General features: G+C 69.1%; 22 protein-coding genes. 11 read left to right on the top strand and 11 right to left on the bottom strand.

What is annotated here, in order from left to right; translation table 11 throughout:
* Window positions 1-221: 221 nt before the first annotated feature.
* Window positions 222-1,157 (top strand): SDR family NAD(P)-dependent oxidoreductase, encoded by a 936-nt coding sequence (locus ABTV10_RS07260; RefSeq protein ID WP_499033576.1) that lies wholly within the window; start codon window positions 222-224, stop codon window positions 1,155-1,157.
* A 19-nt stretch (window positions 1,158-1,176) separates the two neighbouring features.
* A complete protein-coding gene (locus tag ABTV10_RS07255; protein ID WP_499033575.1) occupies window positions 1,177-2,103 on the top strand; it encodes an alpha/beta hydrolase in 927 nt (308 codons plus the stop codon).
* 2 nt (window positions 2,104-2,105) lie between these two features.
* Here ABTV10_RS07255 and ABTV10_RS07250 read toward each other — a convergent pair whose 3' ends face one another.
* A complete protein-coding gene (locus tag ABTV10_RS07250) occupies window positions 2,106-2,702 on the bottom strand; it encodes a TetR/AcrR family transcriptional regulator (RefSeq protein ID WP_433611138.1) in 597 nt (198 codons plus the stop codon).
* Between the two features lie 55 nt (window positions 2,703-2,757).
* Between ABTV10_RS07250 and ABTV10_RS07245 the strand changes: the two genes are divergently transcribed.
* Window positions 2,758-3,882 (top strand): winged helix DNA-binding domain-containing protein, encoded by a 1,125-nt coding sequence (locus ABTV10_RS07245; protein ID WP_499033574.1) that lies wholly within the window; start codon window positions 2,758-2,760, stop codon window positions 3,880-3,882.
* Between the two features lie 34 nt (window positions 3,883-3,916).
* Here the strand turns inward: ABTV10_RS07245 and ABTV10_RS07240 are convergent, their stop codons facing one another.
* On the bottom strand, window positions 3,917-4,684 hold the full coding sequence (locus ABTV10_RS07240; RefSeq protein WP_499033573.1) for a CPBP family intramembrane glutamic endopeptidase: 768 nt from the start codon (window positions 4,682-4,684) through the stop codon (window positions 3,917-3,919).
* 235 nt (window positions 4,685-4,919) lie between these two features.
* Between ABTV10_RS07240 and ABTV10_RS07235 the strand changes: the two genes are divergently transcribed.
* Together ABTV10_RS07235 and ABTV10_RS07230 are read left to right on the top strand one after the other, a co-directional pair.
* Complete coding sequence (locus ABTV10_RS07235) at window positions 4,920-6,620, top strand: fumarate hydratase (protein WP_499033571.1); 1,701 nt, start codon at window positions 4,920-4,922, stop codon at window positions 6,618-6,620.
* A 185-nt stretch (window positions 6,621-6,805) separates the two neighbouring features.
* Window positions 6,806-7,819: an alcohol dehydrogenase catalytic domain-containing protein gene (locus ABTV10_RS07230; protein ID WP_499033569.1), complete on the top strand. Its 1,014-nt coding sequence runs from the start codon at window positions 6,806-6,808 to the stop codon at window positions 7,817-7,819.
* Window positions 7,820-7,845: 26 nt separating this feature from the next.
* Here the strand turns inward: ABTV10_RS07230 and ABTV10_RS07225 are convergent, their stop codons facing one another.
* The 3 genes from ABTV10_RS07225 to ABTV10_RS07215 form a co-directional block, all read right to left on the bottom strand.
* Window positions 7,846-8,451, bottom strand: a complete 606-nt coding sequence (locus tag ABTV10_RS07225) for a methyltransferase family protein (protein ID WP_499033568.1) — start codon at window positions 8,449-8,451, stop codon at window positions 7,846-7,848.
* Window positions 8,452-8,545: 94 nt separating this feature from the next.
* The gene (locus tag ABTV10_RS07220; protein WP_499033567.1) at window positions 8,546-9,115 is read right to left on the bottom strand and encodes a mismatch-specific DNA-glycosylase; all 570 of its coding nucleotides are present in this window, start codon (window positions 9,113-9,115) and stop codon (window positions 8,546-8,548) included.
* A gap of 40 nt (window positions 9,116-9,155) precedes the next feature.
* On the bottom strand, window positions 9,156-9,641 hold the full coding sequence (locus ABTV10_RS07215; protein ID WP_499033565.1) for a VOC family protein: 486 nt from the start codon (window positions 9,639-9,641) through the stop codon (window positions 9,156-9,158).
* A 195-nt stretch (window positions 9,642-9,836) separates the two neighbouring features.
* On the opposite strand from ABTV10_RS07215, the gene ABTV10_RS07210 reads away from it, so the two are divergent.
* Window positions 9,837-10,757 carry an SDR family oxidoreductase gene (locus tag ABTV10_RS07210; protein ID WP_499033563.1) on the top strand — a complete coding sequence of 307 codons (921 nt, stop codon included), beginning with the start codon at window positions 9,837-9,839 and terminating at the stop codon, window positions 10,755-10,757.
* Window positions 10,758-10,809: 52 nt separating this feature from the next.
* Window positions 10,810-11,289, top strand: a complete 480-nt coding sequence (locus ABTV10_RS07205) for an SRPBCC family protein (RefSeq protein ID WP_499033561.1) — start codon at window positions 10,810-10,812, stop codon at window positions 11,287-11,289.
* A 268-nt stretch (window positions 11,290-11,557) separates the two neighbouring features.
* On the opposite strand, the gene ABTV10_RS07200 is transcribed toward ABTV10_RS07205, so the two are convergent.
* Complete coding sequence (locus ABTV10_RS07200) at window positions 11,558-12,754, bottom strand: RtcB family protein (RefSeq protein ID WP_433611118.1); 1,197 nt, start codon at window positions 12,752-12,754, stop codon at window positions 11,558-11,560.
* Between the two features lie 113 nt (window positions 12,755-12,867).
* On the opposite strand from ABTV10_RS07200, the gene ABTV10_RS07195 reads away from it, so the two are divergent.
* On the top strand, window positions 12,868-13,263 hold the full coding sequence (locus ABTV10_RS07195; RefSeq protein WP_499033559.1) for a hypothetical protein: 396 nt from the start codon (window positions 12,868-12,870) through the stop codon (window positions 13,261-13,263).
* A gap of 54 nt (window positions 13,264-13,317) precedes the next feature.
* Window positions 13,318-13,935 carry a hypothetical protein gene (locus ABTV10_RS07190; protein ID WP_499033557.1) on the top strand — a complete coding sequence of 206 codons (618 nt, stop codon included), beginning with the start codon at window positions 13,318-13,320 and terminating at the stop codon, window positions 13,933-13,935.
* Between the two features lie 28 nt (window positions 13,936-13,963).
* On the opposite strand, the gene ABTV10_RS07185 is transcribed toward ABTV10_RS07190, so the two are convergent.
* From ABTV10_RS07185 to ABTV10_RS07165, 5 genes are all read right to left on the bottom strand, one after another.
* On the bottom strand, window positions 13,964-14,452 hold the full coding sequence (locus ABTV10_RS07185; protein WP_499033555.1) for an FBP domain-containing protein: 489 nt from the start codon (window positions 14,450-14,452) through the stop codon (window positions 13,964-13,966).
* A 102-nt stretch (window positions 14,453-14,554) separates the two neighbouring features.
* The gene (locus ABTV10_RS07180; RefSeq protein ID WP_499033553.1) at window positions 14,555-15,652 is read right to left on the bottom strand and encodes an LLM class flavin-dependent oxidoreductase; all 1,098 of its coding nucleotides are present in this window, start codon (window positions 15,650-15,652) and stop codon (window positions 14,555-14,557) included.
* The gene (locus ABTV10_RS07175) at window positions 15,649-16,383 is read right to left on the bottom strand and encodes an ABC transporter ATP-binding protein (RefSeq protein ID WP_499033552.1); all 735 of its coding nucleotides are present in this window, start codon (window positions 16,381-16,383) and stop codon (window positions 15,649-15,651) included. Before ABTV10_RS07175 ends, ABTV10_RS07180 begins: the two co-directional genes overlap by 4 nt.
* The gene (locus ABTV10_RS07170) at window positions 16,356-17,198 is read right to left on the bottom strand and encodes an ABC transporter permease (RefSeq protein WP_499033549.1); all 843 of its coding nucleotides are present in this window, start codon (window positions 17,196-17,198) and stop codon (window positions 16,356-16,358) included. The genes ABTV10_RS07175 and ABTV10_RS07170 overlap by 28 nt, the downstream gene beginning before the upstream one ends.
* Window positions 17,195-18,205 carry an ABC transporter substrate-binding protein gene (locus ABTV10_RS07165; RefSeq protein WP_499033546.1) on the bottom strand — a complete coding sequence of 337 codons (1,011 nt, stop codon included), beginning with the start codon at window positions 18,203-18,205 and terminating at the stop codon, window positions 17,195-17,197. The genes ABTV10_RS07170 and ABTV10_RS07165 overlap by 4 nt, the downstream gene beginning before the upstream one ends.
* A 390-nt stretch (window positions 18,206-18,595) precedes the next feature.
* Here ABTV10_RS07165 and ABTV10_RS07160 point away from each other — a divergent pair, with 390 nt between their 5' ends.
* Window positions 18,596-18,865: a GlsB/YeaQ/YmgE family stress response membrane protein gene (locus ABTV10_RS07160; protein ID WP_499033544.1), complete on the top strand. Its 270-nt coding sequence runs from the start codon at window positions 18,596-18,598 to the stop codon at window positions 18,863-18,865.
* Window positions 18,866-18,999: 134 nt separating this feature from the next.
* On the top strand, window positions 19,000-19,146 hold the full coding sequence (locus ABTV10_RS07155) for a hypothetical protein (protein ID WP_499033543.1): 147 nt from the start codon (window positions 19,000-19,002) through the stop codon (window positions 19,144-19,146).
* Window positions 19,147-19,258: the final 112 nt, after the last annotated feature.

Here is a 19,258-nt window from a genome sequence, read left to right as displayed (position 1 = left end):
ACGACGCTCACGCACCCGGTGCGTGGCGACGTGACTCGGGACAGTAGGCCACCGAACCGACCCTGTCCATACCTACATCCCATTTACCAGACTGATAGTCTGGTTTTTTGCTCGAACGTCTACCGCAGCGTCCACCGGTCGGCTACCGTCCGATCAGACGCCACCGCACTGCGCCCGTGGCGGTCCACCCACGCGTGTCCCGACGAAAGGCGTTGTCTGCCATGGATCCACTACGTTTCGACGGCCAAGTCGCCCTGATCACCGGCGTGTCCACCTTCGGGCTGGGCCTCGCTTACGCGCGTCTGCTCGCTTCCCGCGGATGCTCGGTGGTCGTCAACGATCTCGGCCGGGACTGGACCGGGTCGGCGAGCACGCCGGCGACCGACGAGGTCGTCCGCCTGATCGAGGCCGACGGCGGCACGGCGGCGGGGGTCACCGGAGACGTGGTGACGGAGGCCGACGGCATCGTGCGAACCGCCGTCGACGCGTTCGGCCGGTTGGACATCGTGATCAACAACGCCGGCGCGGGCGGCGACTTCGACACGCTGGTGGACGTGCACCTGCGCGGCGCGAACCGCATCACCGAGGCCGCGTGGCCGCACCTCGCTGCCACTGGGGACGGGCGGATCCTCAACATCTCGTCGAACGGCAGCTTCGGTGCCCCCGCCATGCCCGGCTACGCGGCCGCGAAGGGCGCCATCCTCTCCCTCACTCGGACGCAGGCCATCCTCGGCAAACGAATCGGCCTGCGTTCCAACGCGATCCTTCCCGCGGCGTGGACGCGCTCCACCGCCGGGATCGACCAGCCCGGCTTCGCGGACTTCATGCAGGCACACTTCCCGCCCCAGGCGGTCGCCGCGTTCGCGGCCTATCTGCTCCATTCCGACACGACGCTCACCGGCGAGGCGTTCACGGTGGGCGGCGGCCTGGTCTCCCGTGTGGTGCAGGCGGAGACGCCGGGCGCCCTGACCGACGACCACACCCCCGAAGCGTGGTCCGCACTGATCGGCCAGGTGATGACTCCCGGCGACATGGTCGTCTCGAAATCACTGTGGTCCCAGCTCGATTCGTTCGTCGCTCGGATGGGCTCGCGGACCCGCGCGGACTGGGATGCGATCCGCGTCTCCCCCGACGTCGACGGCAAGATCCAGGCCTGAACCCCGAGAGGACACCGACATGCTCGAGCTCGACCCCGACGTCGCCGCCTACCTCGGCACCCGCTCCGACTGGGTGCCCATGCACGTGGCGGGCGTCCAGGCTGCCCGCGCGGCCTTCGCGGCCGTGCCGCAGCGCCCCGGACCCGACCTGCACCGAGTCGCGGACCGCGTCGTCGACGGCCCGCACGGCCCGCTGCGGCTACGGATCTACCACCCGGTCGATGCGCCCGACCTTCCGGCGATCGTCTACTTCCACGGCGGCGGGCTGGTGATCGGCAGCATCGACACCTTCGACCGGCTCGCGCGCCTGCTCGCGCGGGCGTCCGGTGCGGTGGTAGTGAGCGTCGACTATCGCCTCGCCCCCGAACACCCCTATCCGGTCGCGACCGACGAGGCGTACTTCGCGACGCAGTGGGTGGGCGACAACGCTGGAGACCTCGGCGTCGACCCGACCCGCATCGCCGTCGCCGGGGACAGCGCCGGAGCGACTCTCGCGGCGGGCGTGACGCTGCAGACCCGGGACGACGGCGGCGTGCCGCTGCTCTTCCAGTTGCACATCTACGCCGGTATCGACCGCGACGACACCAGGCCGTCGGTGCTCGAGTTCGCGGACGGGCCGATCATCACGGCCGGGGACTTCGCGTGGACCAAGAACCTGTACCTCGGCGACGACCCGAGCCGGGACCACCCGTACGGCGTGCCGAGTCTGGCCGAGAACCTGTCGGGTTTGCCGTCGGCCATCGTCGTCACGGCGTCCCACGACCCCAGTCGCGACGGCGCCGAGGATTACGCGCACCGCCTGCGCGACGCCGGCGTCCAGACCGCGGTGCTGCGCTATCCCGGTGTGGCGCACGGCTTCCTCATGCACGCCGATCAGCATGCCCGCGCCCGACTGGCGCTCGCCGAGATCGGCGGCCTGATGCGCGCCAAGTTCGCGTTCGGCTGAGGCTACTCGGACGGCAGCGCCGCACACCAGACGTCGGTGATCGTGCCGATCGCACCCTCACGATCGGCCGGCCACCCACGGACCATCCACGTGTTCAGGAACAATTCGAGCCCGCTGATCAGCAATAGGGCGCGGCGCTCGATCTCGGCGTCGTCGAGCGTCTTCCACAGCTCGGCGTTCGCGGTGAGGGCTGCGACGAAGCGGCGGTGGTAGTCGAGGTAGAACTCGTCGAAGCGCACCAGCCCGGCGGCCTGCACGCGGAGTTTGTCCCCGCTCGCCTCCCACCGCTCGACCACGCGCTCCACCCAGGCGCGCACGGTCGGGCGGGACCAGTCGTCGAGCGCACCGAAGTCCCGGTACAGGGACTCCGCGCGGTCCCACACCTCGACGACGATCTCGCGGACGATCGCGTCCTTGCTCGGAAAGTACGAGTAGAGGGTTGCCCGGCTCGCGCCGGCGGCCTTGGCGATGTCGTCGATCGTCGTCTCCCGGAAACCGCGCTCCCCGATCAGGGCGGCCGCCGCATCCATCAGGTGCGTCCGGCTCTGGCGCTTCTGCAGCTCACGCAGCGACAGTTTCTCGCCGGGTTCGGTTTCCATACTGGCAGTCTAGTGTCTCCCGGCATTTGTCTGTGACCGCCCTTACACTCACGCCATGACCGTCGACGTGACCCGCGCGCAGGTGCTTTCGTATCGCTGGCACGCCCAGCAACTCGACCGCCCCGCGGGCGTCGCGGCCGGGCCCACCGACTGCGACGTCCTCGACCTCGGCATCCAGAACACCGGACCCGACGGGGCCGCGTGGGCGCTGCGCGTGCGCGGCACGCCCGGTGATGCCGGCGGCGACCTCGCGCTCGCGTGGACGTTGCGCGGCGCGCCGCACTGTTACCGGCGCGCGGATCTGCCGGCGATCGCGACCGCGACCGCCCCGTTGTCGGACGCCGACGCGGCCAAACGGATCTTCGACGCGAACCGACCGCTGAAGGCCGCGGGGATTCCGACGCTCGACGCGCTCCGCACCGTCGCCGACGAGATGCGCGACATCGTCCGCGCCCCCACCGTCAAGGGCGAGATGTCGGCGGCGCTCACGGCCCGGATGAGCGAGCCCTATCTGCGGTTCTGCCGCCCGTGCAACGCGACGCACATGTACGAGATGCCGTTCCGGCTCGCGGCGCTGCAGGCCGGTCTGGAACTGCGGCCCGACACCTCGCCGCCCGTCCTCGAACGCATTCCCGGATGGCGCGGGAAGCCGTACAACCGCACCGGCGCGGACGCCGACGCCCGGTTCGACGTGATCCGCGGCTACCTGAGGTTCTTCGGCCCGGCCGAACCGAAGGCCACCGCCGCATACGTCGACGCGCCGGTCAAGGACGTCAAGCGGCACTGGCCGGACGACGCGACGCCGGTGTCGGTGGAGGGCGCCGAGCGATGGATCCTCGCGGCCGATCTCGACGCCCTCCTCGATCCGCCGACCGACGACTCGGTGCGACTGCTCGGACCGTTCGATCCATTCCTGCAGCTGAAGGACCGCGAACTGCTCGTCGCCGACGAGAGCCTGCGCAAGGCGCTGTGGCCGACACTCGGCCGCCCCGGAGCGGTCGCGGTCGGCGGGGAGGTCGTCGGCCTGTGGCGGCCCCGGACGTCGGGGAAGAAGTTCACCGTGGAGATCACGCCGTGGACCCGGCTGGAGAAGCGGGTGCGGACAGGGATCGAGCAGCAGGCGCAGGTGCTGGCCGACTTCCGTGGAGCAACGCTCGCGGGCGTCGTCGATCGGGACTGACGTCGGCCCGCTGCCGGGTCAGCCCAGGGCTGGGTCAACTCAACGACGCGTGCCAGACCAGGGCCGCGGCCAGCGCGCCCACGCCGTTGAGCGACCAGTGCAGGGCGATGGGGGCGAGCAGGCTTCCACTGCGGCGGCGCAGCCACGTGAAGACAAAGCCTGCGGCCGCGGTCGCGGCAACCGCACCGGCGATACCGAGTGCCTGCCCCAGCGGACCGCCGCCGAGGATCGCGCTCAGCCCTTTGTTGCCGGATGTCAGCCCGAGCGACGACGCGATGTGCCAGAGACCGAACAGGAGGGAACCCGCGGCGAAAACGCCGCGCACGCCCGAGACGCGGGAGAGGGTGCCGTGCAGGACGCCGCGGAAGGCGAGTTCCTCGGGGATCACCGTCTGCAGTGGGATGACGACCATGGAGGCGATCAGGGCACCGGAAATGGTGGCGTACCGATCGGCCATGAAGAACTGCCGCGTGACCGGGAGCGCTATGCCGATCGCGACCACCGCGAGGACGATTCCGACCGATGCCAGCGCGTACACCGTCCCCTTGCGCCAGTTCCGCGGCGACAGCCCCAACTCGGACCAACCCAGGCCGCGGCGCCGGGTCAGCCCGACCAGGATCACGGCCGCGATCGGCACGGTGGCGATGCTCGCCCAGACGGTGGTGAAGTGGGCGATCAGGTTGGTCGCGACCAGCACGACCACCACGACAGCCACGTCCAACCACGCATGCGCGGCGCGTATGCGGTGAAGACCCGTCGTCGACACGGCGCCGGCGTCGGCGTCGGCGGTTGCGAGATTCATTCGGTGCGCATCCCCAGTCTCTGCGATCACCCCGACACGAGAGAGCACAGATTGTTATCCGTCCGTTACCAATCTCGAGAGTACGCCTCCGTGCGCCGGGGGCACGCGGTGAGCTGGCCCACACCCGGCACACGGTCACCTTCGATGCTACGGCCCCGCGGCCCGCCCCGGTTCGGGCGATCCGGCGAGCGCCGTTAGCCTGAGTACGAACTTCACAGCCCCGTGTTCAGGAGAGATGATGGCCGAATTCCTCTACGAGGACCTGCTTCCGATCGGTGAGGACCCCACCGAGTACCGGCTGCTCACCACGGAGGGGGTGTCCACCGTCGAGGGACCCGACGGCCGCACCTTCCTGAAGGTCGAGCCGGAGGCCATGCGGCTGCTCACCGAGACCGCTCTCCACGACATCTCGCACTACCTGCGCACCGACCACCTGAAGCAGGTCGCCAGCATCCTCGACGACCCCGAGGCGTCGAACAACGACAAGTTCGTCGCGCTGGATCTACTCAAGAACGCGAACATCTCCGCGGCCGGCGTGCTGCCGATGTGTCAGGACACCGGCACCGCGATCGTCATGGGCAAGCGCGGCCAGCACGTGCTCACCCCCGGCGACGACGAGGAGTCGATCGCCCGCGGCGTGTACGACGCCTACACCAAGCTGAACCTGCGCTACTCGCAGAACGCTCCCATCACCATGTGGGAGGAGAAGAACACGGGCAACAACCTGCCCGCGCAGATCGAGCTCTACGCGGACACCGCGAAGGGCCACGAGAACTCCTACAAGTTCCTGTTCATGGCCAAGGGCGGCGGATCGGCCAACAAGTCGTACCTGTACCAGGAGACCAAGGCCATCCTGAACCCGGACTCGATGATGCAGTTCCTCGAGGCCAAGATCCGCTCGCTCGGCACCGCGGCCTGCCCGCCGTACCACCTCGCGATCGTCGTCGGCGGCACGTCCGCCGAGTTCGCGCTCAAGACGGCGAAGTACGCGTCGGCGCACTACCTGGACGAGCTGCCCACCGAGGGCGCGATCACCGGCCGCGGCTTCCGCGACCACGAGCTCGAGAAGCAGGTCTTCGAGCTCACCCAGAAGATCGGCATCGGCGCACAGTTCGGTGGCAAGTACTTCTGCCACGACGTCCGCGTCATCCGCCTGCCCCGCCACGGCGCGTCGCTGCCCGTCGCGATCGCCGTCTCGTGCTCGGCCGACCGCCAGGCCAAGGCGAAGATCACCCCCGAGGGTGTCTTCCTCGAGCAGCTCGAGTTCAACCCCGGCCAGTTCCTGCCCGAGGTCACCGACACCCAGCTCGACTCGGACACCGACGGCGTCTCGGGCACCGGCAAGGGCGCCGCGGTCAAGATCGACCTCACCCGCCCGATGCCGGAGATCCTGGCCGAGCTGTCCAAGCACCCGGTCAAGACCCGCCTGTCGCTGACCGGCCCGCTGGTCGTCGCGCGCGACATCGCGCACGCGAAGATCAAGGAGCGCCTCGACGCCGGCGAGGAGATGCCGCAGTACCTCAAGGACCACCCGGTGTACTACGCCGGACCGGCCAAGACCCCGGACGGCATGGCGTCGGGCTCGTTCGGCCCCACCACCGCCGGGCGCATGGACTCCTACGTCGAGCAGTTCCAGGCCGCGGGCGGATCGATGATCATGCTCGCCAAGGGCAATCGCTCCAAGCAGGTCACCGACGCGTGCAACGCGCACGGCGGCTTCTACCTCGGTTCGATCGGCGGCCCGGCCGCGCGTCTGGCCCTGGACTGCATCAAGCACGTCGAGGTCATCGAGTACCCCGAGCTCGGCATGGAGGCGGTCTGGAAGATCGACGTCGAGGACTTCCCCGCCTTCATCGTCGTCGACGACAAGGGCAACGACTTCTTCGCCCACACCGGCGAGGTCACCCTCACGATCGGCAAGCGCCCCGGCCTGTGAGCTGACGCACCGAATCCCGAAGGCCCGGTGGAGCATTCGCTCCGCCGGGCTTTCGCCGTCTTTGTCGGCTCCCACGCCACGGGTGGGCGTCGATACCTGCCCAGCCCTTGCCAGCGGCTTCGGGCGAGGGCTTGACTGGACTCTGGTATCGATCGCCCATGGCCACACACGGAGCGAGGTAGCTGATGTCGACCCACCGAGCAGTGCACGTCCAGTCCCCCGGCGAAGCGTTGAAACTGGTCGACGTCGAAACGACGTCGCCGGACCCCGCACACGTCCGGATCGCGGTCTCCGCGTGCGGAATCTGCGGCACCGACCACGGATTCGTCAGCGGCGGATTCCCCGAAATGACCTGGCCGCTCACACCCGGACACGAGATCGCCGGAACGATCGCCGAACTCGGCGCCGGCGTCGAGAACTTCGCGGTCGGCGACCGCGTCGCGGTGGGCTGGTTCGGCGGCCACTGCAACGAGTGCATCCCCTGCCGCAAGGGAATGTTCATCAACTGCGAGAAGCTGCAGGTCCCCAGCTGGCAGTACCCCGGCGGCTACGCCGAGTCCGTGATCGTCCCCGCCAACGCGCTCGCCCGGATTCCCGACGGACTGTCCTTCGCGGAGGCCGCCCCGTTGGGCTGCGCCGGCGTCACCACATACGACGCACTCCGGAAGACCAAGGCGCTGCCAGGTGACCGCGTCGCGGTCCTGGGGATCGGCGGCCTCGGCCACCTCGGTGTCCAGTTCGCCCGGGCGATGGGTTTCGAGACGATCGCGATCGCCCGCGGCGCCGACAAGGCGGACGACGCGCGACGGCTCGGCGCCCACCACTACGTCGACTCCACGGCCGGCGACGTCGGTGCCGCGCTGCAGGCGCTCGGGGGCGTGTCGGTGGTCCTGGCGACCGCCGCGAGCGCGAAGGCAATGGGTGACACGTTCGGGGGGCTGCTTCCGCAGGGCGAACTCGTCACCATCGGCGTCACGCCGGATCCACTTCCGATCAGCCCCCTGCAGCTGATCATGTCCGGGGTCAGCGTGGCCGGTCACGCCTCCGGCACCGCCCGCGACGTCGAGGAGACGATGCAGTTCGCGGTGCTGTCCGGGGTGCGGGCGCAGATCGAGGAGCGCCCCCTGGCCGACGCCGCCGACGCCTACGCCGCGATGGAGCAGGGCCGCGCCCGCTATCGCATGGTCCTCACCATGTGAACGTCGAGGACTCCCCTCGTTCACGGTCACAGCACCCAGGGAATGAGCCGTTTGGTCCGCCGCATGTAGTGCCTGTACGGCTCGCCGAGCCCCGCCACCAGCACCCGTTCCTCGTGCGGTATGCGGATCACGTACGCGCCAGCGAGAGCCAGGACCGTCAGCGGCGCAAGCCAATTGGTGTAGGCAACGGTGAATCCCAGCGCGCACACCAGGGCGCCGGTATAGGAAGGGTGTCGGATACGGCGGTAGAGACCGGTGTCGACCACCCGCTGTCCCGGCGTGGTCTGCACACGGAACGTGAACGACGCCCCCAGCTCCTGCACGGCGCGCAGCCGCATCGCCTGTCCCGCGGCGGCCACCGCCAGCCCGGCCCAGAAGAACCACCAGACGCCGGTGGTGATCACCGTCGCCGACACCAGGACGCTCACGGCTGGACCGCCGAGATACACGGCCGCCAGGCCGATTCCCACCGCGACGCCCGTCCAACCGTCGCGTGACGCGCCCGCGCCCGGATGCGTGCGGCCGATCCGGTACTCGGACAGCAGGAAAGCGACGAAGGCGCACCCGAGCACCACCGCCGCGACTGCGTGGGTCGCGAACAGCGGGAGGGCCGATCCGGAGCTCCCCGTCATGTTCCGAGTGTGCCGTGCGCGCCCCACCCCCGTCGGCCGAATGTCACATGCGTTCAGTCCAAGCGAACGTATGTGACATTCGGCCCGTTCGGGGTCACCGCGGGACCACACCGGCCTCCACGGCGGCGGCGCGGTACGCGTCGGCCAACGTGTCGACGGTGTCGTGGGCGTTGAGTCCGCTCGGGTTGGGCACCACCCACAACTCGGCGCCCTCGAAGTCGTCCGGCTGTCGACCCTTCTTCGCGGTGCGCACGCCGAAGGCGGCCCGGTACGCGGTGATGCCGGCGATCGCGACCACCCGGGGGCGCAGCTCGGCGACGAGCTGTCGCAGCCGCAGGCCACCCGCGCGGAGTTCGTCGGCGGTCAGTTCGTCGGCCCGCGCGGTCGCGCGCCGGGCGAGATTCGTGATGCCGACACCATGCGACACGAGTAGGTCCCGGTCGTCGTCGGACATCCCCGCGGTGGGATCGATCGGGCGGTCGATGATTCCGGCCCGCAGCAGCGCCGGGTAGAAGCGGTTGCCGGGCCGGGCGAAATGGGCGCCGGTCGCCGCCGTCCACAACCCCGGGTTGATCCCGACGAAGAGCAGGCGGCAGCCCGGACCGATCAGGTCGGGCACCTCCGCGTCACGAAACGACTCCAGTTCGGCACGGCTGAATCCCATGGGGACAGCGAACCCCATGGATCACGTACCGGACAAACCGTCAGGCGCCCGCAGCACCCTCATAGGCCGTGCGGATGACGTCGATGTCGAGCTTGCGCATCTCGAGCATCGCCTGCGTGGCGCGCTGTGCGCCCTCCGGGTCGGCGCCGCCGAGATACGACCCCAACTGCGCGGGCACGATCTGCCACGACATTCCCCAACGGTCCTTGAGCCAGCCGCACCGGCCCTCCTCGCCGCCGTCGGCGGTCAGCTGGGACCAGTACGCGTCGACCTCCGCCTGGTCGGCGCAGCTGACCTGGAAGGAGATCGCCTCGTCGAAGGTGTATTCGGGTCCGCCGTTGAGGATCGTGAACCGCTGTCCGTCCAGTTCGAACTCCACGGTGAGCGCCAGCCCCTCGGGGCGGTGCATGCCGGGCCCGTAGCGCGAGATGTTCAGGATCTTCGAATTCTTGAACACCGAGACGTAGTAGTTCGCGGCCTCCTCCCCATCGGTGTCGAACCACAGGCACGGGGTGATCTTCTGCATAGTCGGTTCGTCCTTCCGGTCGTTCGTCGTCGAGACGTGCTCTGTCGGGATAGACCGTGGCGGTGCGGGGAGAATCGTCGGCCGCCGATCGCGAGCGTACGACGATGCGGCGGCAACCGCCGGGAACGCGGCCGATCCGGCGGTAGATTGGGACGGGAACGGACCCGTGCATCGTCGATCGCCGAGGGAGTTCACATGTATCAGGTTCCCGACATGACGGGCCGATACGTCGTCGTCACCGGCGCCAACAGCGGCATCGGCAAGGAGGCCACCCGCCGGATGGCCGCGGCGGGCGCACACATCGTGATGGCCTGCCGCACAGCGAGCAAGGCCGAGAACGCGTGCGCGGAAATCATGCACCAGATCCCCCGGGCGCAGCTCGAGATTCGGCGAATCGACCTCGCCGACCTCGGGTCGGTGCGGGAGTTCGCCGCCGGATTCCTCGACGACGGACGCCCGCTGGACCTGCTGGTCAACAACGCCGGCGTGATGTCCCCGCCGGAGAGGTTCGAGACCGTCGACGGCTTCGAGTTGCAGTTCGGCAGCAACTTTCTCGGCCCGTTCGCCCTCACCAATCTGCTGCTCCCGCTCCTGCTGGACGCGCCCGCGCCCCGTTTGGCGACGATGACCAGCGCCACCGCACACTACGGCCGGATCAACTTCCGCGACCTGCACTCGACCCACCGCTACAGCCCGGCCCTGAGCTACGCCCAGTCCAAGCTCGCCGACATGCTGATGGCCCAGCACCTCGCCCACGTCGCCGACGAGCGCGGCTGGAACCTGTTGAGCACATACGCGCATCCCGGCTACACCCGGACCAATCTGCAGACCGCCGGGGCGAGCCTGGGCCGGGACAAGCCGCGCCACGGCATGTTCTCCGGGAGCGACCGCACGGTGCTGCCGTCGCAGGACGTCCAGCACGGCGTCGAGCCGTTGCTGTTCGCCGCCACCAGCCCCGACGCCGTCCAGAGCGGCTACTACGGACCGGGCGGGCGCATGGGCCTGGTGGGACCCACCCGACGATGCGACCCGCCCCGCAGCTCGCGTGGTGTCGATCTCGCGTCGTCCCTGTGGGCGGTGGCCGAAAAACTCACCGACACAACACTTCCGTACTGAGGGTTCTCGGCACGGATACCGGAGTCCGCACATCACTCGACGGAGGGACCTCATGACCGACCGGACCGCAGCCGCCACCGTCACCCTGTCGGGCGAGCGCGGACTGCACATCGAACGGGTGGTGAACGCGCCGCGCGAACGCGTGTGGGCGGCGTACACCGAACCGGACCGGATCGCGCAGTGGTGGGGCCGCGGCAATCCGCTCGACGTCGAGAAGTGGGAACTCGAACGCGGCGGCCACTGGCGGTTCGTCGAGCACCACGACGGTGGCACCGACGGTTTCGAGGGGCGATTCCGCGACGTCACACCGAAGGACCGGATCACGTGGTCGTTCGAGTGGGACGGCATGCCGACGCACGTGTGCGTGGAGACGATCGAATTCGTCGATCTCGGTGACGACGGCACCAAGGTCGTGATGGACTCGCTCTTCATGACCGCCGAGGACCGCGACGGCATGGTCCAGTCGGGCATGGAGGAGGGCATGAACGCGAGTTTCGCCGCGCTCGATGCCCTCCTCGCCCGAACCTCCTGACAGCCGATACCGCCGGGGCGCCCACGTTCTGGACGGGCGTCCACTCTTCTTTTCGTAAACCGGCGTGTCCCGCATCCCCCTGGGCTATATTTCGGCCGCATAACAGTCAGTCAACCGGCCTGCCCTGGAAGGGTTTGCAATGAACATCAACGGCATCATCTCGTTGTTCCCGCCTCTGTTTATCGAGAGCCTCCTGGACCTCGGCAGCTCGTTCCACTTCAGCTTCTAACGTCGGCAACGAGCTCCGCTTCGGCCGAGTCCGAGGCGGCTACGTCCCCTTGACATTGAGGATCTGCCGCAGCTCGTGCCGGATGTCCACGAGATCCCTGGCGTCGTCCATCACCACGTCGATGTCCTTGTAGGCGTCGGGGATCTCGTCGACCCACTCGGCACCGTGCCGGTACTCGATCCCCTTCATCCGCCGGGCCAGGTCGTCGACCGTGAACCGCTTACGCGCCTGGGTGCGGGAGAACCGGCGGCCGGCGCCGTGCGGGGCTGAGCACAGTCCCCGGGCATCGCCCTTGCCGACCACGACGTACGAGCGGGTCCCCATCGAGCCCGGGATCACCGCGGCGACGCCCTCGTGCGCGTTCACCGCCCCCTTACGGGTGAGCCAGACCTTCTCGCCGTAATGCTCCTCCTGCTCGGTGTAGTTGTGGTGACAGTTGATCCGCTCGGCCTCGATCACCGGCGTGCCGATCCACTCGCCGAACAGCTTGCTGAAGCGGTCCATCATCTCCGCCCGGTTCAGCAGCGCGAACCGCTGCGCCCACCGCAGTTCCCGGATGTACTCCCAGAACTCCGGCGCACCCTCCGCCAGGTAGGCGAGGTCCCGGTTCGGCAGGTCGATGTGCCATGTCCGGCACAGCTTCTGGGCGATCGCGATGTGCTTCTGCGCGATCTTGTTCCCCACTCCGCGGCTGCCGGAGTGCAGGAACAGCCACACCCGATCCTGTTCGTCGAGGCACAGCTCGATGAAGTGGTTGCCGCCGCCCAGCGACCCCAGCTGCTCGCGCCACTTCGGGGAGTGCGACAGGTCGACGCCGTCCTTCGCGGCCTTCTGCTCGAGTTCGGCGATCTTGGCCTCCGCGAACCACTTTCCGAGGGACGCGGTGAGGTTGTAGTGCCCCGGGGACAGCGGGATCGCGTGCTCCAGCCGCAGCCGCAGCGCGTGCAGGGTCCGCCCCTGCTCCTCGGCTCGCTCGACGTCCGCGAACGTGAACTGCGTTCGGGCGGCGATCATTCCGCAGCCGATGTCGACACCGACGGCCGCCGGGATCACCGCACCGCGGGTGGGGATCACCGTTCCCACCGCCGATCCCTTGCCGGCGTGGGCGTCGGGCATCAGCGCCACGTGCGGGAACACGAACGGCATGGAGGCGGTCTCGCGCGCCTGTGCGAGGGTTCCGTCGTCGAGGTGGCTGGCGAAGTTCACCAGGTTGTGGCCGTGCTCGGTGGGGGTCACTGTCCTACTCCGGTCGTGGATGTCCGCGCGGGGATCGCCCGCGTCGCATCCGAAAATTGTTGGTACCACAACCGTATGGCGATACCGGGACAAAGCAACCGAATATTCGTTCGTTGCAGTCCAATGGAGTACGACGACGTCGCACCCGAAAGGACGGTGGTGGCAGTGACGGCCTCGATGCGCTGTTCGACGCCGCCGCACCGGCGTGGACCTTCCCGGCCGTCTGGGACGCGAGCGAACCGTGGCCGCTGATCCCACGCACGCTCGTCGGGGTCGCGCGGCCACGCCAACTCGCCCCGGTGACGACCGAGGTGGTGCGCCTGCACCAGGCCCGGCAGCACAACTGCCGGCCGTGCAAGTCGGTACGCAACCGCACCGCCATGGTGTCCGGCGGCGGCGAGAGCCTCTACGACGCGATCGACGATCTCCGTCGCAGCGACCTCTCCACTACCGGGCTGACAGACCTCGCACCATTGCCAGGCCCCGACCATGGGAGGAAGGTGAGGTGAAGAACGGGACCGGTGGCGCCACCGGGGCGCCGCCTCGAGCAAAGGAAGTTGATCGTGTACGCGCGTTCTACAACCATTCAGGCGCATCCCTCGTTCATCGACGCCGGAATCAAGCACATCCGTGACACCGTGATGCCGGAGCTCGCCGACCTCGAGGGCAGCGCAGGGCTGTCACTACTGGTCGACCGCGACTCCGGGCGCTGCATCGTCACCAGTTCGTGGATGGACGAGGACACTCTCCGTGCCAGCGAGGGGCCCGTCATACATCTTCGGGATCGGGCCACCGAGGTCTTCCACGGCACCGCGAACGTCGAGCGGTGGGACATCGAAGTCCTGCACCGCGATCATGCGTCGAGCCTCGGCGCGTGCGTCCGCGTGACCTGGTTCAAGGTCGATCCCAGCAAGATGACGCACGCTGTCGACGTCTTCAAGCTGGCCTTGCCTGCGATGGAGGACACCGACGGATTCTGCAGCGCGAGCCTCATGGTGAACCACTCGGCCGGACGGGCGGTGTCCTCGGTGACCTTCGACAGCGTCGAACAGATGCGGGCCAGTCGCGAGCAGGCCGAGACGCATCGGACCGCCTTCTTCCGCGAGGCCGGAGCCGAGTTGCTGGAGGCGTGCGAGTTCGAGCTCGCGATCGCGCACCTGCACGTGCCCGAGATGGTCTGACCGTCGGCACGCCGACGGGCGGCCGGGTTCAGGTGTACAGCCGCTCGACGAAGGCGTCGAGGTGCTCGCGGACCCGTTGGGTCTTCTCCTCCTCGGAGAGGTCCTCGCGGTACCGACTGCCCAGCGCGGGCTTCTTCTTTCCGCGGGCGTACAGCGAGCACGCGAGGTCGATGCACATGTAGATGCCCACCGAGTTGCCCGCCCGGCCCGACTCCCCGACCTTGTTCGCGGTCATCAGCGCGATGCCGCCGCGGGTGTGGGTGGTCAGGCAGATCGCGCACATCTGCGACTTCCCGGAGCCGTTCGGCTCGAACCGCATCGCGATGCCGACCGGACCGTCGTCCCGGGGCACGACCAGGTAGCCGCGGCCCGGGAACGAGGCATCGGTCCAGCCGAGGAAGTCCAGGTCGTCCCACGGCCGATCGTCGAGGTCGCGAGGCGCCGGCAGGCGCTTGGCGTCGCCCTTGGAGCAGTTGACGAACGACGCCCTGATGTCGCGTTCGGTGATCGGATCCATGACGGCCGGTTCCTTCGATCGTACGGGCGGCTAACCACCGTCACGATACGACCGGCCCCGGCGACGAACAATCGGTTTTTCCCCGTTCGGCATCGTGGACGGTCAGGCAACCTGCAGCAGACCTTGCCGCGAGAGGATCGGCCGCACCCCCTCCCCGAACCAGTAGGCCTCCTCGACGTGCGGCTGTCCCGACAGCACGAAGTGCTCGACGCCCACCGCCGCGTACTCCCGGATCAGCGCCGCGACCTCCGCGTGGCTGCCGACGAGCGCGGTCCCCGCGCCGCCGCGGACCAGCCCGTAGCCGGCCCACAGCCCCGGATACACCTCGAGGTTGCGCAGGTCCGCGCTGAGCCCGAGTTGGCGGCGCTGTCCCTCCGACTCGCTCTGCGCCAGCCGAGTCCGTGCCAGTTCGATCTGGGCGGGATCCATGCGGGCAACGAGCTTGTCGGCCTCGGCCCACGCCTCCTCGGACGTGTCCCGGGCGATCACGTGGGCGCGGATGCCGAAACTCAGCGTCCGGCCGTGGGCCGCGGCGCGGCGGCGGACGTCGTCGATCAGCGCCCCCACCTTCGCGGGCGGCTCGGTCCACGTGAGATACGTGTCGACGTGTTCGGCGGCCACGTCGAGCGCGGGCTCGCTGGCCCCGCCGAAGAAGATCCCCGGCGCCGGCGCCGGCGTCGGGAACGCCGCCGCACCCTCGACCCGGTAGTACTTCCCCGCGTAGTCGTAGGGGGCCGCACCCCACGCGCCGCGCACGATGTCGAGGAACTCCCCCGTCCGCTCGTACCGCTCCTCCTTGGTGAGGAAGTCGCCGAACCGCCGCTGCTCCTCCGCGTCGCCGCCGGTGACGATGTTGAGCAGCAGCCGCCCGCCCGACAGCTGCTGGAACGCCGCGGCCTGCTGCGCCGCCAGGGTGGGGGTGATCAGTCCGGGCCGGAACGCCACCAGGAACTTGAGCGTGCGCGTCTCCCGGATGAGCGCCGCGGTGGTGATCCAGGCGTCGGGGCACCACGTCCCCGTCGGCGTGAGCACCGCCTCGAACCCCAGTTGTTCGGCCGTCTTCGCGACCAGCGTCAGGTAGTCGAGCGAGGCCGGCCGGAACTCGGACGCCCGGCCCGACGCCTCGCGCGGTTCCAGGGCGCCGATCACCTCGCGCCCGTCGCCGGAGGTGGGCAGGTACCAGTGGAAGTGCAGGGTCATGCTGAAATCCCTTCGAGAACACCGAGATGGGCGAGAACTTGCTTGCGCAGGGCGACGACGGCCGGGTCGGCACGCCGTCGCGGACGCGGCGACGTCACCGCGACGTCGTGCGCGATCCGGCCGGCGTCGAGGACGAGCACCCGGTCCGCGAGCAGCACCGCCTCCTCCACGTCGTGGGTGACCAGGAGAACGGCGAACCCGTGCCGCTTCCACAGCCGGATCAGCAACTCGTACGCCGTGATTCGGGTGAGCGCGTCGAGTGCACCGAACGGCTCGTCGAGCAGCAGCAGGTCCGGCTCCCGCACCAGCGCCCGCGCGAGCGACACGCGCTGCGCCTCACCGCCCGAGAGCGTGAGCGGCCAGGCGTCGACGCGGTGTCCGAGGTTGACCTCGCCGAGAGCCTCGACCGCGCGCCGCTTGCCGTCCCCGTCCGCGAGCCCCAGGGACACATTGCGGTGCACCCGCTTCCACGGGAGCAGCCGCGGTTCCTGGAACGCGACGGCCACCGAGCCGTCGACGTCGATCCGTCCCTCGTGCCCGCGGTCGAGTTCGGCGATGGTCCGCAGCAGCGTCGACTTGCCGGATCCGCTGCGGCCCACGAGTGCGGCGATCTCCCCGCGACGCAACGTCAGGTCGATGCCGTCGAGCACCACATCGGACCCGAACACCCGTCGCACGCCGCGGGCGGCGACGACGGCGTCGCTCACGCGCCCTGGTACGTCTTGCGCCATGTCAGCAGCCTTCCCTCCAGGGCCCGCACGAGCGCGTCGGTCGCGAGACCGAGGAACGCGTACACGAGCAGACCGAAGATGACGATGTCGATGCGGAAATAGATGCGGGCGTTGTTGATCAGGTAGCCGAGACCGGCGTCGGCGTTGATCTGTTCGGCGACGATGAGCGCGAGCCAGGCGACGCCGAGCGACATCCGCAGGCCGGTCAGCGCCTGCGGTAGCGCACCGGGGAGGATGACATGAAGAGCGAGTTGGAACTTGTTCAGCCCCAACGTCTCCGCTGCCTCGATCAGCTTGCCGTCGATGCTGCGGATGCCCGCGAACAGATTGAGGTAGAGCGGGAACATCACGCCGAGCGCCACCAGGAACACCTTGGGCTGCTCACCGATCCCGAACCAGATGATGAACAGTGGGATCAGGCCGAGGAACGGGACCGTCCGCAACATCTGGATCGGCGGGTCGATCGCGAGTTCCACGACCCGGGAGAACCCGGCCAGCACACCCAACAGCACCGCGACCGCGATTCCGAGGACCGCGCCGAGCAGCACCCGCTGCACCGAGACCGCCAGCGCGTCCTGCAGGCTGCCGTCCGACCACAGTTCGGCGGCGGCCGCGAGCACCTGCGCGGGCGAGGCGAGCGTCTTGTCCGACACCACACCGGCGCTGCTGAGTGCCTGCCACAGCACCAGCAGAACCAGCGGGGAGATCAGGCGCAGCAACGGTGTCCACGAGCGGCGCGACGGCGTCCCCTCCGGCGCCGCCGAACTCTCGATCGACTCGACCGCGGCGACGTCCTTCGTCAGGAGCGCGGTCATTTCGCACCCGCCTGGATCTGCGCGTTGAACCGGGCGTCGAACCAGTCACCCGCCACCGGCGCTTGCTTCAGCAGTCCAGCGGCCGCGAACAGGTCGATCAGCTTCTGCTGCTTCGCGATGCGCTGGTCGTCGATCGGAACGTAGGAGCCCTTCGACGTGTCGAACGACGCCGCGGCGACGTCCTGCGGGAGCTTGGTCAGCTTCGCGAAGATCGGCACCCACGCCTCGGGATGCGCGTCCGCCCACACCTGGGCGCGGGCCAGGCGCTGGAAGAAGTCGGCCAGCGCCGCCGACTTCGCCGGATCCGCGAGCGCGCCCGACGCGGCCGAGAAGTAGGACTGACCGGTGGTGACCTCGCCGCCGTCGGCGATCACCTTGGCGCCCGCGGTGTTCCGACCGATCGTCGCGTACGGGTTCCACACCGCCCACGCATCGACCTGCCCGGCGGTGAACGCGCTCAATGCGTCTGCGGGACCGAGGAACTGGAACTGGATGTCCGAGACCGGCAGCTTCGCCTGCTCGAGCAGACCCAGCACCAGGCCGTGCGAACTCGACCCCTGCGTGACGGCGATCTTCTTGCCTTTCAGGTCGGCGATCGACGACGCCGTCGAGTTCGCCGGCACCAGCAGGAAGTCGTTGGTGCCGGTGCGTGCCTGCACCGCGACGATGCGGCCCGAGTTGCCGTTCGCCTGTGCGAACACCGGAGGCACGTCGCCGGTGCCACCGGCATCGATCTTGTTGGCACCCAACGCCTCCAGCAGTGGCGGACCGGCCTCGAACGTCGACCACTCGATCTTGTAGTCGAGGTCGTCGAGTGCGCCGGCGGCCTCGAGCAGCGACTGCGTGCTCTTCACCTGGTCGCCGATGCGGAGCGTGACATCCGAGGCGGCGTTGCCGGCGGTGTCGGACGGTTCCGAGGCGCTGGAGCTGCTGCACGCGCTCAGCGCGAGTGCCGCGACGGCCGTGAATGCGGTGAGGACGAAACGTGTTCGCGTCGAACGACGCATGGAGAACCTCCGATAGGTACATGACGAGTGCACGAGGAACCCGGCCGCGGTCGCGGCGACCGGCGGGTGAAACGAGAGAGGGCCCGTCCAGTTCACGCGGGCCGGTGACATCAACAGGAGCGCGGACAGGGCGCACACGCGCAGCACGCCACGGTTGCGTGCTGGCGTGCCCGGGTCTCGACGCTGGCGATGGTCATGCCGGAATCGTGGGCGCCACAGCCGCCACCGTCAACGGAGTTCCGGACGCGCATCCCCTGCCGGGACCGCGCCTGGGCACGGCGTTCAAGAGTTCGGATCACCCGAGTTCGATCCGATCTTTTGCGGCACGAATCAGCGTGTCCGACCGGCAAATCAGGGATCTCGCGGGAGTGTGCTGCCTATACTCCCGCCATGCTGATCATCGGGATGATCCTGTTCGGGTTGCTCGTCGGCGCCGTCGCCCAGCTCGTCGTCGGCAAGTCCAAGGCCGGTATCGACTGGGGCCTCGCGTGCGCCGCGGGTGTCATCGGGTCGTTCGTCGGCGGCCTGCTCATCAGCCTGCTCGCCGGAGACGGCCTCGCGTTCCGACCGAGCGGCATCATCGGCTCCTTCGCCGGCGCGATCATCGTGACCGCCCTCTGGTCGTGGTGGAAGTCCCGCGACGCGTCGTCGGTCAGCTGAGCCACAAGCTCACCCCCGCCTCTACCTCTACAAGTCTCGGGCGGCTTCCAGACTGCCACCGGCATCTTCGCCGGCTCGCCCGCATTCACCGCACCCGAGGTGCTCGACGGTCACCCCCCACGCCCGCCGCCGACGTGTACGGGCTCGGTGCCACCCTGTTCTGCGCGCTCACCGGCCACGCCGCGTTCGAGCGCTACGACGGCGAGCAACTGGTCGCACAGTTCCTGCGCATCACCACTCAACCCAGCTGTCACGCCAGGGAAATCTCCCGGCGGAGCTGACGGGCTTCGTGGGGCGCCGCACCGTACTGGCGCAGGTGCGCGATTCGCTGTCGGCCGCTCGTCTGGTGACGCTGCGAGCACATGATCACGGCCGTCGCAGACCTGGCGCAGA

This window comes from Paraburkholderia sp. RHO2, from assembly GCF_050955445.1.
Classification (GTDB): Bacteria; Actinomycetota; Actinomycetes; order Mycobacteriales; family Mycobacteriaceae; genus Prescottella; species Prescottella agglutinans_A.
Note: the sequence above shows the minus strand (reverse complement) of the source record. Positions and strands in the feature narration are given on the sequence as shown.